This window comes from Brevibacterium aurantiacum, assembly GCF_900169065.1.
GTDB classification, from domain to species: Bacteria; Actinomycetota; Actinomycetes; order Actinomycetales; family Brevibacteriaceae; genus Brevibacterium; species Brevibacterium aurantiacum.
Genome location: NZ_FXZB01000001.1, coordinates 22,917 through 36,267 on the forward strand (window position 1 = coordinate 22,917; position 13,351 = coordinate 36,267).

Here is a 13,351-nt window from a genome sequence, read left to right on the forward strand (position 1 = left end):
TGCGCAGATTGTGGCGCGTGAGCGGCTGTGCCGCCAGCGCCCTTCGTGCTGACCTCAGTCCCCAGGCTCCCCACCCCCAGTGGCAAGTCCCCGGAACCGCTCGAAGAACCTGGAGAGCGCTTCGATGACCCGCTTCTTCTTGTCGCCATGGTTGGACTCGCGGTTGAACCGCGACACGGGTGGCAGGATGCGGGTGATCTCGGTGCCCGCTGTGCGCAGCTGGCCGTCCCGGAACGCGGCATCCACGAACGACCGCGTCTGCTCCAGCTTGAGCTTGTGCGTTTCGATGAGCTCTTGAAGCTCAGCCTCGCGCTTCGCGGAGATATACGCCTGCCACTGCTCATCGACCGCGCCCTGCAGCGACACCGACTCGACGAAGTCCTCGACGAGGTCGCGCTTGCTGCGCAGGGTCGGGCTCGCGTCGACGGCGCGGGTGATCTCAGCGCGGATCTCCTTGTCGTCGCCGTCGCCCTCCTCGGCGCGGAGCTTCTCGACGAGCATGAGAATGTAGTCGACGTTGATCTCGACCTGCTTGACGAGCTCGATCTCGAACGCGACGTCGTCATTGATGACCTCCCTGTCGCCGTCGCGATCGCGCGTGTACTCGTCGCGCAGGCGCAGGTAGATGCTGGTGTAATCCTGCCGCTGTCGCTCGGTGAGTGGGTCGTTGCCGTCGAAGTCGTCGAAGGACGTGAGGATGTTCTGCAGCCGCAGGATCGCACCGAACAGCTGGATGAAGTACTTCTGCGCCTGCTCCCCCACGATCTGCTGCCCGATCGGGAAGCGCGTGAGCAGTTCGGTGACCTTGTCGACGTACTCGCCGTAGTAGTCGCCGTACGGTTTCAACAGGACGACGCCGCGGGCATCCTTATTGCCGAACAGTTCCAACGCCGCGTTGGTCTCTTCCTCGAGGTCGCGGAAGGCGACGATGTTGCCGTAGGTCTTCACCGAGTTCAGGATGCGGTTCGTGCGCGAGTACGCCTGGATCAGGCCATGGGCGCGCAGGTTCTTGTCAACGAACAGCGTGTTCAGCGTCGTCGCGTCGAACCCAGTGAGGAACATGTTCACCACGATGACCAGGTCGATCTCGCGGTTCTTCATCCGCTGCGACAGGTCCTTGTAGTAGTTCTGGAACCGGTCCGCACTCGTGTCGTAGCTGGTCCCGAACATGTCGTTGTAGTCCTGGATCGCATCTTCCAGGAACGAACGTGCGTCACCGTCGAGCGCATCGGTGTCGAACGCTTCATCATCGAGGATGCCGTCGGCTTCGGCCTCGTTCGCGCCGTAGCTGAAGATCAGTCCGACCTTCAGGCGCTTGTCCGGTGGCAGCTGCTCCATCTGCAGCTGAAACTGGTTGTAGTACCGGCGTGCGGCATCGATCGACGCGGTCGCGAACAGCGCGTTGAACCCACGCACTCGCTTCCGCTCCTTGAGTGCCTCCGCCTGACGCCGGCCCCGCACCGAGTCGGCGACGTTCGTCACCACGCCGTGCTCGCAACTCGACGACCGCTTCGTCTTCTGATCGAAGTGCTCCAGCGTGTACGCCACGACATCGCGGATCCGGCGCACGTCCAGGAGAGCTCTCTCCCGGTCGATCGCTGACACCTGTGAGTCGTCGGGGTTTCCGACCTTGATGGTGTTGATGTAGTCGATCCGGAACGGCAGCACGTTCTTGTCGGTGATGGCGTCGACGATCGTGTACGTGTGCAACTTGTCGCCGAACGCCTGCTCGGTCGTGCGCAACTGAGGGTTGCCACCGCTGCCGGCGTTCGCAGCGAAGATCGGCGTACCGGTGAACCCGAAAAGGTTGTACTTCTTGAACGCCCGCGTGATGTCGGTGTGCATGTCACCGAACTGCGACCGGTGACACTCATCGAAGATGATCACCGCGTGGCCCGAGAAGACTTCGTGGCCCTTGTTCGCTTTGATGAACGTCGACAACTTCTGGATCGTCGTGATGATGATCCGCGCACCCCGGTCCTCAAGCTGCTTCTTCAGCACCGCCGTGGATGTGTTCGAGTTCGCCGCGCCCTTCTCGAACCGGTCGTACTCACGCATCGTCTGATAGTCGAGGTCTTTGCGATCCACGACGAACAGCACCTTGTCCACACTCGGCATCTTCGATGCCAGCTGCGCTGCCTTGAACGAGGTGAGCGTCTTACCCGACCCCGTGGTGTGCCAGACGTATCCGCCGGCATCGAGTGTGCCGAGCGTCTTGTAGTTCGTCGAGATCTGGATCTTCTGCAGGATCCGCTCCGTCGCCACGATCTGGTACGGCCGCATCACCAGCAGGTCGCGATCCGCGGTGAGCACGCAGTATTTCGTCAGGATGTTCAACAGCGAGTGCTTCGCGAAGAACGTCTTCACAAATGCCGTCAGCTCGGCGATCGGCTGGTTGTTCGCATCGGCCCACCAGCTGGTGAACTCAAACGAGTTGCTCGTCTTCCTGCCCTTCCCGGCACCGCCAGACTTCTTCTGCTCGGCCAGGTGCCTGTTGCGGGTGCTGTTGGAGTAGTACTTCGTGAGCGTGCCGTTGCTGATCACGAACAATTGCACGTACTCGAACAGGCCCGAGCCGGCCCAGAAGCTGTCGCGCTGGTAGCGGTTGATCTGGTTGAAGGCCTCGCGGATGTCGACGCCTCGGCGCTTCATTTCGATGTGCACCAACGGCAGCCCGTTGACGAGCACGGTCACGTCGTAACGGTTGGCGTACTTCGCACCGCCGTCGACGGCATCACCCTCGCCACGCGCGATCTCGTACTGGTTGATGACCTGCAACTGGTTGTTGTGGATGTTGGTCTTGTCGATCAGCGCGATGTTCTTCGTCGTCCCATCATCGCGCCTGAGGATCTGGACGTGGTCCTCCTGGACACGCGCCGTCTTCTCGATGATGCCGTCGTTGGCACCTGCGATCTTCGTCGTGAAGAACTGCTCCCACTCGGCATCCGAGAAGGTCATCGTGTTGACCTTCTCGAGCTGCACCCGGAGGTTGGCAACCAGCTCCGCTTCGGAGGTGATCGGCAGGTAGTCGTACGCCTGTCCCTCGAGGAGTCGGATCATCTCCTTCTCGAGTGCAGACTCCGACTGATACGCATCGGCCCGCGACGGATCGTGAACATACTCAGCGACAACCGTGCTCTCCGATGAGATTGCGATCGGATCGTAGCCGCGTGCCGGTGCAACGCTCATGCCGGCAGCTCCTTGAACGTCAACAGGCGGTCACGATAGTGCTCGTACTGCTTACGACGGGCAACGAGCTCGCCCGGGAGACCAATACTGATGTCATTGACCAGGGCGTCGAGCTTGTCGAGGGTTGCCACGATACGTTCCTGCTCAGCCCGCGGCGGGACGGGCACTGGGTACTTCAGGAACATCGGGCGTCGCAGCGACGTCACAGACGCATGTACCGACGTGCGTTCCAGGTACCTCGAGAAGTCTGAAACTAGATAGTGATAGATGAATCGGGAGTCGATTTGTTTGCCTGGCACAACGCGATAAGCACGCTGATGGAGAGCGTACTTCCCATCGGCGAAGTGGAAGACTTTGCCAACGCCGACCCCGTCTCCGGCAGTGATGATTGCCTGCTCATCGAAGTCATACGAGTCAAGCCGTAGCGGTTCGCGGCCACGTGCGTAGAAGATGAACTCACCGTCCGGGGTCGCGTCTTTCGTATCGTGACTGCCGGTGCCGATCGTGGCGACTTCTCGCAGTGGTCGCCGCGGAACGTCATCCCCAAACGTCAAGAACTCAGTGCGATAGTGCTCGTACTGGGTGCGCCGGGCTTCCAGCTCCGCTTCCAGCTGAGTGAACTTATCCAATACTCGCACGATCTCACACTGCACCTCGAGAGGCGGTACGGGGATTCGGTAAGCGCGGATCATCGCCAAATTGAGCCCACCGCGCGTTCCGTCACCAGACGAAACGTCCCGAAGACGCGAGTACTGAGTCTTGAGGTAATAGAAAAGAAAGTCGCTATCGAGTTCATCGGAGTCAGGAACGATTGATGCTAAGGACTGGTTGGTGCAGCATTCAAGACGCGTTCGAGCTACCATGCCGCGAGTCTTGCCCTGACCGGCAAGCGCGATGACGACGGCCCTCGCGGGTACCATCCTGGTGCTGCACGAGTCATACCCCTCTTTAGTGATAAAGGTGTCTGCCTCGTGAATCGTTCCCTTGTTAACCTCGCCCGAACTGAGCCAAGGGATCGTTCCATTAGTCCAGTAGGACGCGACCGATTTCGATGGAGTTGCACCAGCCGTAACGGTGGCAGCTTCCCCAATCGTGACGAACGTTACTCCGTCCGGGCAGAGCTCCTGGATCAGTTCATCGATGCGGCTCATGCGAAGAAGTCCTCGTCGATCTCGACGACCTTGTAGGTCTCTTTCACCTGCACGCCGACGCCGTAGCGGATCATGAGGCTTGTGAGGCGCTCACCATCGATCAGGATGATGCGGGTCGGCACGTTCTCGGCGTACGTGCGTGCTCCGTCAGAGAAACGGCTGGTCGTGATGAAGACGCCGCCGTCGGCCTTACCGCTGAGCGCTCCGACGAACGCCTGCAGGTCGGGGCGGCCGACCGTGTTTTCGTCCTTGTAGCGCTTGGCTTGGATGTACACGCGGTTGAGGCCCAGGATGTCCTGGTCGATCACGCCATCGATGCCACCGTCATTGCTGAGCTGGGTGACATTGCCGGCCCCAGTGGTGCCGCCGTAGCCCATCGCGAGCAGGAGATCGACGACCGCCTGCTCGAAGAACCCAGGGTCTTTGTCCTGCAGCCGGGTGAGTAGCTCGGCCGCGATCTCGTCGTGGATGCGCTCGATACCGCTCTGCACCTGCTCAGTTGGAGTCATCGACGACTCTTGCGCCGGAGGTGTCGTTACAGACTCGCTCGTCCTGCGGTCCGTGGTCGCCACGTACTCGCGGATCGGCGAGTCGGGATCCGCGCCGAGCGCCTTGATGTCGCGTTCCTTGGCACCGTTCGGAAACAGCCCGATGAGCTGCTTGCCGGCATCGGTGATCTGGTAGTGACCGCGCTTCGGGCGCGTGAGTGCGCCGACGTTCGTCAGGAACGAGACGCCCCAGCCGATCCGGTTCTCATACTTGAGTGCGCTCCCAGAGGGAAGCATCTCCTTCTTCTGCTCATCGCTGAGCTGCGCCTGATCAGCTACGAGAGGCTGAAACTCGCGCCAGTGGCGGATGATGCCATCGCTCATTACCTTGAGCGTCGGGATCATGAAGCCTTCCCAATTGGGCATGTCCGTCATGACCGCGCACCTTCCAGATCCGCCACGATCTCGTCGATTGCGGTGCGGAGCTCGGCCTGGCGCGCGACGATGCGGGCGATCTCGGCGTTCAACTCCGCGATGTCGACTTCCTCGCGAGTGTCCTCGGCCTCTACATACGACGACACCGCGATGTTGTAGTCGTTGGCGGCAATGTCCTCGTTGCTCACGACGGTGGTGAAGTAGTCCTCGGGCTCGCGCGTCGTGAACGCCTCGAGGATCCTCGCCTGGTGCTCCTCGAGCAGCTTGTTCTTGTTGCCGACCCGCTTGAACTCCGCCGAAGCATCGAGGAACAGCACGTCGCCGGTCTTCTTCGACTTCTTCAGCACGAGGATGCAGGTCGCGATCGTCGTGCCGAAGAACAGGTCGGGCGGCAACTGGATCACGGTATCGATGTAGTTGTTGTCAACGAGGTACTGCCGAATCTTCCTCTCCGCTCCCCCGCGGTACAGCACTCCAGGGAACTCGACGATCGCTGCCGTGCCGTTCACCGCCAACCAGCTGAGCATGTGCATCGTGAACGCGAGGTCGGCCTTCGACTTCGGCGCGAGGACTCCTGCCGGTGCGAACCGTTCATCATTGATGAGCAGTGGGTTAGCGTCGCCGTCCCACTTGATCGAGTAAGGCGGGTTGGAGACGATCGCCTCGAACGGCTCGTCATCCCAGTGCTGTGGATCGGTCAGGGTGTCGCCGTGGGCGAGGTTGAAATCGGCGTAGTTGACGTCGTGCAGGAACATGTTGATCCGCGCGAGGTTGTACGTGGTCAGGTTGATCTCCTGACCGTAGAACCCCTGTCGGACGTTGTTTTTGCCGAGCACCTTGTCGAACTTCAGCAGCAGCGACCCGGAGCCCACCGCCGGGTCGTAGACCTTGTTGACCTGCTTCTTGCCGACCACCGTGATGCGCGCCAGCAGCTCGGAGACCTCCTGCGGCGTGTAGTACTCCCCACCAGACTTGCCGGCGTTGGCGGCGTACATCTGCATCAGGTACTCGTAGGCGTCACCGAACAGGTCGATCGAGTTGTCCTCCCACCGCCCCAGCGGCAGGTCACCGATCGCGTCGAGCAGCTTCACCAGCTTCTGATTCCGCTTGGCGACCGTCGAGCCCAACTTGTTGCTGTTGACATCCAGATCATCGAACAGACCCTTGATGTCGTCCTCGCTGTCCGTACCCATCGCCGACGCCTCGATGTTCTTGAAGACCCGCTCGAGCGTCTCGTTGAGATTCTCGTCGCCCGCGGCACGATCGCGCACATTGGCGAACAGGTCGGACGGCAGGATATAGAACCCCTTCTCCGCGACAACCTCGTCGCGAGCGAACTCCGCGTCAGAATCCGCCGCCAGCCGGTAGTCAAACGACACCTCGCCCGCGTCGTGCTCGTTCTTGTTGAGGTACGTCGTGAGGTTCTCAGAAATGAACCGGTAGAAGAGCATTCCCAGCACGTAGGACTTGAAGTCCCACCCATCGACGCTGCCGCGCAGGTCATTGGCGATGCGCCAGATCGTCTTGTGCAACTCTGCTCGCTGCGCCTCTTTGGTCGTCGGTGCCATAGGTCTGTCTCCTCCGCGCCACTGCGCAATCACGGTGTTGGGTGGTTTGCTCTCACGATATCGGGCACGACTGACACTCGGGATTCCAGCCATCATCAGCGCGTCGCGTAGAACGCCACGGCTGCTGCTGCCGTCACGTTCAACGAGTCGACTCCGCCCATCATCGGGATCGTGACCCGGCGATCGAGCAGTGCGTCCGTCTCCGGGGTGATGCCGTGGCCTTCGGTGCCGAACACGAGAGCGAGCTTCTCGTGGTCCTCGGCCACCAGCTCGTCGAGGGTGATCGCGCCTTCCCCCAACGTCATCCCGGCCACGATGTAGCCAGCCGCTTTGAGCTCCGCGATGCCCTTTGTCCAATCGGGTATCCGTGTCCACGGCACTTGGAAGACCGTGCCCATCGAGACCCGCACCGCGCGTCGGTAGAGCGGGTCAGCGCAGGTCGGCGATACCAGCACAGCGTCGAGGCCCAGAGCAGCAGCATTGCGGAAGGCACTGCCGACGTTGGTATGGTCAACGAGGCCCTCCAGGACCGCGACCCGACTGCGTCTACTCAGGTCAGCTGTGGTTTCCGGACGGGGTAGTTTGGGACCACACACGTTCGTATGGTCGACGACGTCTTCGATGACGACGATGCGTCTGGCCTTGGCCACGAGCTGGGAGACATCGTCCATCGCCGGGCGATGCATGGCCGCCAGAGCACCTCGGTGCAGGTGGAAGCCGGTCAGCGCTTCGACAGCAGCGTCGGTGCCGATGAAGATCGGTGCATCGTAGGCGGCGATGAGGTCGGCTAAGTCGAAGAGCCACTTCGGGCTGGTCAGGTAGGACCGGGGAACCATGCCTGCGGCGTGGGCGCGGCGGATGATCTTCGAGGACTCGGCGATGAACAGACCCTCGGCTGGTTCCCGGACGCTGCGCAGGGCGACATCCGTCAGCTGGGTGTAGTCATACAGTTCGGTGGCCGAGACACTGAACTCGACCTCGTCGACGGCGCTGCCGCCGCCTTCGCCGTTGATCGTCTCCTCGTCGAAGAACCGCAGGCGGTCGGCGGTGATGCCGAGCTCGGCCGCACGGTCGATGACCTGCTGCCTTGTCAGTGGTGCCTTGGCGGGTGTGTTCATGCGATCACAGTGTGAGGATTCGCCAGATGGCGACGAGGCCGAGGATGACGATGATGGTGCGCAGCAGGACGGGCGAGAACTTGCGGCCCACGCGGGCCCCGAAGTAGCCGCCGATGAGTGAGCCGATGGCGATGCAGATGACGGCGATCCAGTTGATCCGGTCGTGGCCGACGATGATGTAGGTGCTCGCCGAGACCGTGTTGACGACCAAGACGAGGACGTTCTTCAGTCCGTTGAGCCGCTGCAGGTCATCGGGCAGGAGCAGTCCGAGCAGGGCGATGAGGATGATGCCCTGAGCCGCGGCGAAGTAGCCGCCGTAGATCGCGGTGAGGAAGACGGCGAGGAGAACGAGAACATAGCGGCCGGTGGAGAGTTTATCGCCAGCCGAGGCCGCCACATGCTCTTTGCCTGCCTTTTCGGCACGGCGCACCGCTCGGCTCTTGAGATGACGTGACAGCGCCGGCTGGGCCACGACCATGACGAGGGCGACGACGAGGAGGACTGGCACGATCGTCTCGAAGGCATCTTCTGGCAGGTGGAGAAGCAGATAGGCGCCGGTCAGCGACCCCAGGATGGAGGCCGGCACGAAGCCGAGGATCCTCCGCCATTGGCCCTTGAGCTCCTCGCGGTAGCCGAAGGACGAGGCGATGTTGCCGGGGATGAGGCCGACCGCGTTGCTCATCGTCGACACGACCGGGGGCACGCCGAAGGCGACGAGCACCGGGAAGGTGATGAGGGTGCCGGAGCCGACGACGGCGTTGATTCCGCCGGCGCCGATTCCTGCGAGGACGATCAGCGCGATCTGCCACAGTTCCATTCCGAGAACTGGGTCCATGCTCAGTACTGGGATCGGGCGTGGAACCGCTGCCCGTCGCGGGTGAGCTTGACGTCGATGCCGAAGGTCGCCGAGAGGTTGTCGGCCGTCAGCGTCTCATCGATGGGACCGGCGGCAAGATCGGTGCCCTCGGCCAGAAGCAGCACGTGGGTGATGCCCACAGGGATCTCCTCGACGTGATGGGTGACCATGATCGTCGCTGGAGCCCACTTCGAGGACAGAATCTCCGTCAGCGCAGCCAGCAGCTCCTCACGACCGCCCAGGTCGAGTCCGGAGGCGGGTTCGTCGAGGAGCAGCAGCTCCGGATCCGTCATCAGCGCACGGGCGATCTGCACCCGCTTGCGCTCGCCCTCGGACAGGGTGCCGAAGGTGCGATCGGCCAGGTGGGAGATGTTGAACGCGCCGAGGAGGTCCTTGGCTCGGTCAGTGTCATCGGTTTCGTATTCCTCGACCCAGCGACCGGTGACGCCGTAGGCGGCAGTCAGCACGGTGTCGAGCACGGCCTCGGACAGAGGGATGCGGTTGGCCAACGCGGTCGAGGCATAGCCGATGCGCGGACGCAGTTCGAACACGTCGACGCGGCCGAGGCGCTCTTCTAAGATTCCGACGGTGCCCGTTGTCGGGTGCATTCGCCCGGCGGCCATTTCCAGCAACGTCGTCTTGCCGGCGCCGTTGGGTCCGAGAACGGCCCAATGCTCACCCTCGGAGACGGTCAGGGAGAAATCTTGGAGGAGGAAATTGGCTCCTCGGCGCACGGAAACTGAATCCAAAGTCAGGACATCACTCATATCAGCCAACTCTATCGCAGGCTCGGCGTCTATTCTGGTTCGACATGGACTTGACTACTGACTCACTGCTGCTGACCCTGGCGATGAACCATCGCCTGCACTCCAGCCTCGCCCCTGACGAGGTCAGTGCTGCCTTCCTCGATGACGATCGTGATGTCCCTCTCATCGTCGCCGACGACGTCTTCGGCACCTCACCGCCGACGGGTCTGCTGCTCTTCACCGCCGAGGCGAAGGCCGCCGGTATCACGCACGCGCGCTTGGCTCTGCACCACCCGTCCCTGCCGCATACGACCCCACCGGTGGACAAGGCCGACCGGCTCAGGGTCGGTCGGCACACGGCTCCGATCGTCCTCCACTCGGGGTCGCACCAGGTGGGAGTGGTCCTCCTCGGCGCCGAGGCCAACGTCGAGGTCATCGCCTGCCGGGACACGGTCTTTCGCCCGGTCACGGTGGGAACCCCCGCCGAGGCGCTGCGCCGACTCCGGCTCCTTGTGATGGAGGGGCTCAACCTCATCGAGTCCATCGAGGTTCCCGCCGACTGGCGCGAGGGTCCATGGCGGGACTGGCAGGAGGAGCTGAGCACCAGCCACCCGATTTCACGGCTCATCCCCTCCGTCGCCGATGCCCGGGCCATCTATGCCGCCCTGGACATTCATGAACGGATGCGCACCGTGTTGGCTCCGGCCACGGTCGCACCGCCGGCCTTCGGTGATCTGCTCTCGCGCCTGCACCCCGCGGCCGCCGACTACATCATGGCTGTCGCTACGATGAAGGGGTGAATGACTCAGACTCCGCAGCCCCGATGCCAGGCAATTCGATCCAGCTCCTCGTCATGGACGTGGATTCGACGTTCATCAACGAGGAGGTCATCGACCTCATCGCCGTCCACGCCGAGGTGGGCGCTCAGGTCGCCGACATCACCGAACGGGCCATGGCCGGCCAGTTGGACTTCGCCGCTTCCCTGGCCGAGCGCGTGGCGCTGCTCAAGGGATTGCCGGTCTCCGTCCTCGATGAGGTGCGTGCTCAGATCACGTTGACGCAGGGTGCCCGCGAGCTGGTTGCCGCAGTCCAGTCCGGTGGCGGCGTCGTGGCGTTGGTCTCCGGTGGCTTCACTCAGATCATCGCTCCTGTCGCGGAGGCGATGGGCATCACCGAGGTCTTTGCCAATGGTCTCGACTCCCACGATGGACTGCTCACCGGTGTCACGAGCGGTCGTGTCATCGATCCCAGTGCGAAGGCCGAGATCTTCTCGCAGCTAATCCCCAAGTACGACTGTGATCCGGCCCGGACCGTGGCTGTCGGCGATGGAGCCAACGACATCGGAATGATCCAGGCCGCTGGTCTGGGTGTGGCCTTCTGTGCCAAACCGGCACTTGTCGCCGCCGCTGACGCCGCGGTGACGAATCGTGATCTGCGAGAGGTGCTCACCCTCATCGAAACACGCGCACAGGTGTGAGCCTCACCATGCGTGAACCTCACCACGCGTGAATAGAACTCAGGCGCCTGAACCTTGTTCAGACGCCTGAGTTCTCTCTTGGCTATGGCGTTCAGACGCCGAGGAAGACCCGCAGCTCGGGCTCCGGATAATTCCCGGGTTCGATGTCCCAGCTCTCAAGTGTGAAGACTGCGAGCGAGGAGGGACGGAACTCGTCCGGGACCGCCGATGAGCTGCTGAGGTGACCGACCACCTCGGCGACGGTGGGCTGGTGGCCCACGATATAGGCGCACTGGGAATCGGCCGGGATCGAGTTGATCGCGTCGATCCAGTCCTCGACTCCCCCGTTGTAGAGGGACTCGTCCTGGCGCAGTTCGAGGCCGGTACCGGTTTCGGGTTCCCCGTTGTTCCGGTTGACGGCTTCGACCACGGCCTGCCCGGTCTGGACGGTGCGCCGAGCCGCCGAGGCGATGGCCACGTCAGGTGACCAGCGCTCGGCGATTTCGGCTCCGGCCTCAACAGCCTGAGTCAGGCCCTTGGCGTTCAACGAGCGTTCGAAGTCCGTTGGGCCTTCGGCCTCGGCCTTCGCATGGCGGGCGAGAATGAGCACAGGCATCGTCGTGTTCTCCGGATCAGTGTGGGTGTCGGGTGGTCCGGTTCAGGCGCCGGTGGAGTGGAATCCGCCGTCGACGTGGATCATCTCGCCGGTGGTGGCGGGGAACCAGTCCGAGAGCAGGGCGACGATCGCCTTGCCTGCCGGGGTGGTGTCCTTCTGGTCCCATCCCAGCGGTGCGCGGTCGCCCCACATGTCTTCGAGGGTCCCGAATCCGGGAATCGAGGTGGCGGCGGTGGTCTTCAGCGGTCCGGCCGAGACGAGGTTGACGCGGACTCCGTCTTCGCCGACGTACTTCGCGAGGTAGCGAGCCGTGGACTCGAAGGCGGCCTTGGCCACGCCCATCCAGTCGTAGACCGGCCAGGAGATGGTGGCGTCGAAGGTCAGGCCGACGACTCCGGCACCCTTGTTGAGCACGGGCTTCGCGGCCACGGTGATGGCCTTGAGCGAGAACGCCGAGACGTGGATCGCTGCGGACACGGAGTCCCAGGGGGTGTCGAGGAACACGCCGCCGAGTGCGTCCTTGGGGGCGAAGGCGATGGCGTGGACGATGCCGTCGATGTTGCCTTCGAGGCGCTCAGGCAGTGCGGCCAGGTCGTCTTCGTTGGTGGCATCGAGTTCGATGACCTTCGGGGTCTCGGGCAGGCGTTCGGCGATCACCTGGGTGATCTTCATCTGGCGGCCGAAGCTGGAGAGGATGACTTCGGCACCCTGCTCCTGAGCGATGCGGGCTGCTGCGAAGGCGATGGAGGCCTCGGTCAGAACGCCGGTGACGAGGATGCGCTTTCCGTCAAGAATTCCCATTGTGGTCCTTTCAAACTGTTCAAACGTGGGTGAAATCGTTGTCGTCGACGGCTATGGAGCCGACGCCCTTGGTGTGAAGTCTAGATGTTGGCGGGGCTCAGTGCCCCATCCCCAGCCCACCGTCGACGGGAATGACGGCACCGGAGATGTAGGCGGCCTCGTCCGAGGACACCCAGCGGACGACCTTTGCGACCTCGGTCGCCTCGGCGAATCGCTTCGCGGGGATCGTCGCGAGGTATTCCTTCTGCTGCTTCTCGGGCAGTTCATCCGTCATGTCGGTGCGGATGAAGCCGGGAGCGACGACGTTGGCGGTGATGCCGCGTGAGCCGAGTTCACGGGTGACCGAGCGGGCGAAGCCGACGAGTCCGGCCTTCGAGGCCGAATAGTTCGCCTGACCGGGGACTCCGTAGAGCCCGGACACCGAGGAGATGAGCACGATGCGGCCCTTCTTCGCTCGGATCATGCCGGTGATGGCGCGCTTGACGGTGCGGAAGGTGCCTGTGAGGTTGGTGTCGACGACGGCTTCGAACTCGTCATCGCTCATCCGCATGAGCAGATTGTCTCGGGTGATGCCGGCGTTGGCCACAACCACCTCGACGGGGCCCAGCTTCTCCTCGATCTCTGCGAAGGCACGATCGAGTGAATCGGTGTCGGTGACATCTGCGGAGACGGCCAGTGCGCCTTCGGGTGCGTCACCGTTGCGGGAAGTCACGGCTACCTTGTCGCCCTGGGTGAGGAATTCCTCGGCGATGGTGCGACCGATTCCGCGGTTTCCTCCGGTCACGAGGACTATGCGTGGTTCTGACACGAATCTCTCCTGTTGGTGGACAATACAGATTGATCCACGATGGGGATCAAACCTACCGCCACTAACCTATCGTGAACCGGCGGGCGTCGATACGACTCACACAAACGAAGAGTATGATT

At 62.7% G+C, this 13,351-nt stretch carries 12 protein-coding genes; 2 read left to right on the forward strand and 10 right to left on the reverse strand.

From position 1 onward, the window contains the following. Window positions 1–54: 54 nt before the first annotated feature. From BAUR9175_RS00115 to BAUR9175_RS00145, 7 genes are all read right to left on the reverse strand, one after another. Window positions 55–3,189 (reverse strand): type I restriction endonuclease subunit R, encoded by a 3,135-nt coding sequence (locus BAUR9175_RS00115; protein ID WP_101582590.1) that lies wholly within the window; start codon window positions 3,187–3,189, stop codon window positions 55–57. Further along, the gene (locus tag BAUR9175_RS00120; protein WP_101582594.1) at window positions 3,186–4,340 is read right to left on the reverse strand and encodes a restriction endonuclease subunit S; all 1,155 of its coding nucleotides are present in this window, start codon (window positions 4,338–4,340) and stop codon (window positions 3,186–3,188) included. Before BAUR9175_RS00120 ends, BAUR9175_RS00115 begins: the two co-directional genes overlap by 4 nt. Then, entirely contained in the window at window positions 4,337–5,263 is a 927-nt protein-coding gene (locus BAUR9175_RS00125) for a restriction endonuclease (protein WP_101582596.1), read from the reverse strand. Before BAUR9175_RS00125 ends, BAUR9175_RS00120 begins: the two co-directional genes overlap by 4 nt. Beyond that, complete coding sequence (locus tag BAUR9175_RS00130) at window positions 5,260–6,831, reverse strand: type I restriction-modification system subunit M (RefSeq protein WP_101582598.1); 1,572 nt, start codon at window positions 6,829–6,831, stop codon at window positions 5,260–5,262. Before BAUR9175_RS00130 ends, BAUR9175_RS00125 begins: the two co-directional genes overlap by 4 nt. Before the next feature lie 95 nt (window positions 6,832–6,926). Continuing rightward, window positions 6,927–7,949 carry a TrmH family RNA methyltransferase gene (locus BAUR9175_RS00135; protein WP_096158758.1) on the reverse strand — a complete coding sequence of 341 codons (1,023 nt, stop codon included), beginning with the start codon at window positions 7,947–7,949 and terminating at the stop codon, window positions 6,927–6,929. 4 nt (window positions 7,950–7,953) lie between these two features. Then, window positions 7,954–8,766 carry a sulfite exporter TauE/SafE family protein gene (locus tag BAUR9175_RS00140; RefSeq protein WP_009881341.1) on the reverse strand — a complete coding sequence of 271 codons (813 nt, stop codon included), beginning with the start codon at window positions 8,764–8,766 and terminating at the stop codon, window positions 7,954–7,956. 20 nt (window positions 8,767–8,786) lie between these two features. Then, entirely contained in the window at window positions 8,787–9,572 is a 786-nt protein-coding gene (locus BAUR9175_RS00145; protein ID WP_069600222.1) for an ABC transporter ATP-binding protein, read from the reverse strand. A gap of 44 nt (window positions 9,573–9,616) precedes the next feature. Between BAUR9175_RS00145 and BAUR9175_RS00150 the strand changes: the two genes are divergently transcribed. Together BAUR9175_RS00150 and serB are read left to right on the forward strand one after the other, a co-directional pair. Continuing rightward, window positions 9,617–10,351, forward strand: coding sequence for a hypothetical protein (locus BAUR9175_RS00150; protein ID WP_009881343.1), 735 nt, complete (start codon window positions 9,617–9,619; stop codon window positions 10,349–10,351). Beyond that, a complete protein-coding gene (gene serB, locus BAUR9175_RS00155) occupies window positions 10,348–11,028 on the forward strand; it encodes a phosphoserine phosphatase SerB (protein WP_009881344.1) in 681 nt (226 codons plus the stop codon). The genes BAUR9175_RS00150 and serB overlap by 4 nt, the downstream gene beginning before the upstream one ends. Before the next feature lie 91 nt (window positions 11,029–11,119). Here serB and BAUR9175_RS00160 read toward each other — a convergent pair whose 3' ends face one another. The 3 genes from BAUR9175_RS00160 to BAUR9175_RS00170 all read right to left on the reverse strand — a co-directional run bounded on the left by BAUR9175_RS00160 (window position 11,120) and on the right by BAUR9175_RS00170 (window position 13,232). Beyond that, on the reverse strand, window positions 11,120–11,623 hold the full coding sequence (locus BAUR9175_RS00160) for a SixA phosphatase family protein (protein WP_096177771.1): 504 nt from the start codon (window positions 11,621–11,623) through the stop codon (window positions 11,120–11,122). Between the two features lie 42 nt (window positions 11,624–11,665). Continuing rightward, on the reverse strand, window positions 11,666–12,424 hold the full coding sequence (fabI, locus tag BAUR9175_RS00165) for an enoyl-ACP reductase FabI (RefSeq protein ID WP_009881346.1): 759 nt from the start codon (window positions 12,422–12,424) through the stop codon (window positions 11,666–11,668). Window positions 12,425–12,521: 97 nt separating this feature from the next. Beyond that, a complete protein-coding gene (locus tag BAUR9175_RS00170; protein ID WP_101582600.1) occupies window positions 12,522–13,232 on the reverse strand; it encodes a beta-ketoacyl-ACP reductase in 711 nt (236 codons plus the stop codon). Window positions 13,233–13,351 lie beyond the last annotated feature (119 nt).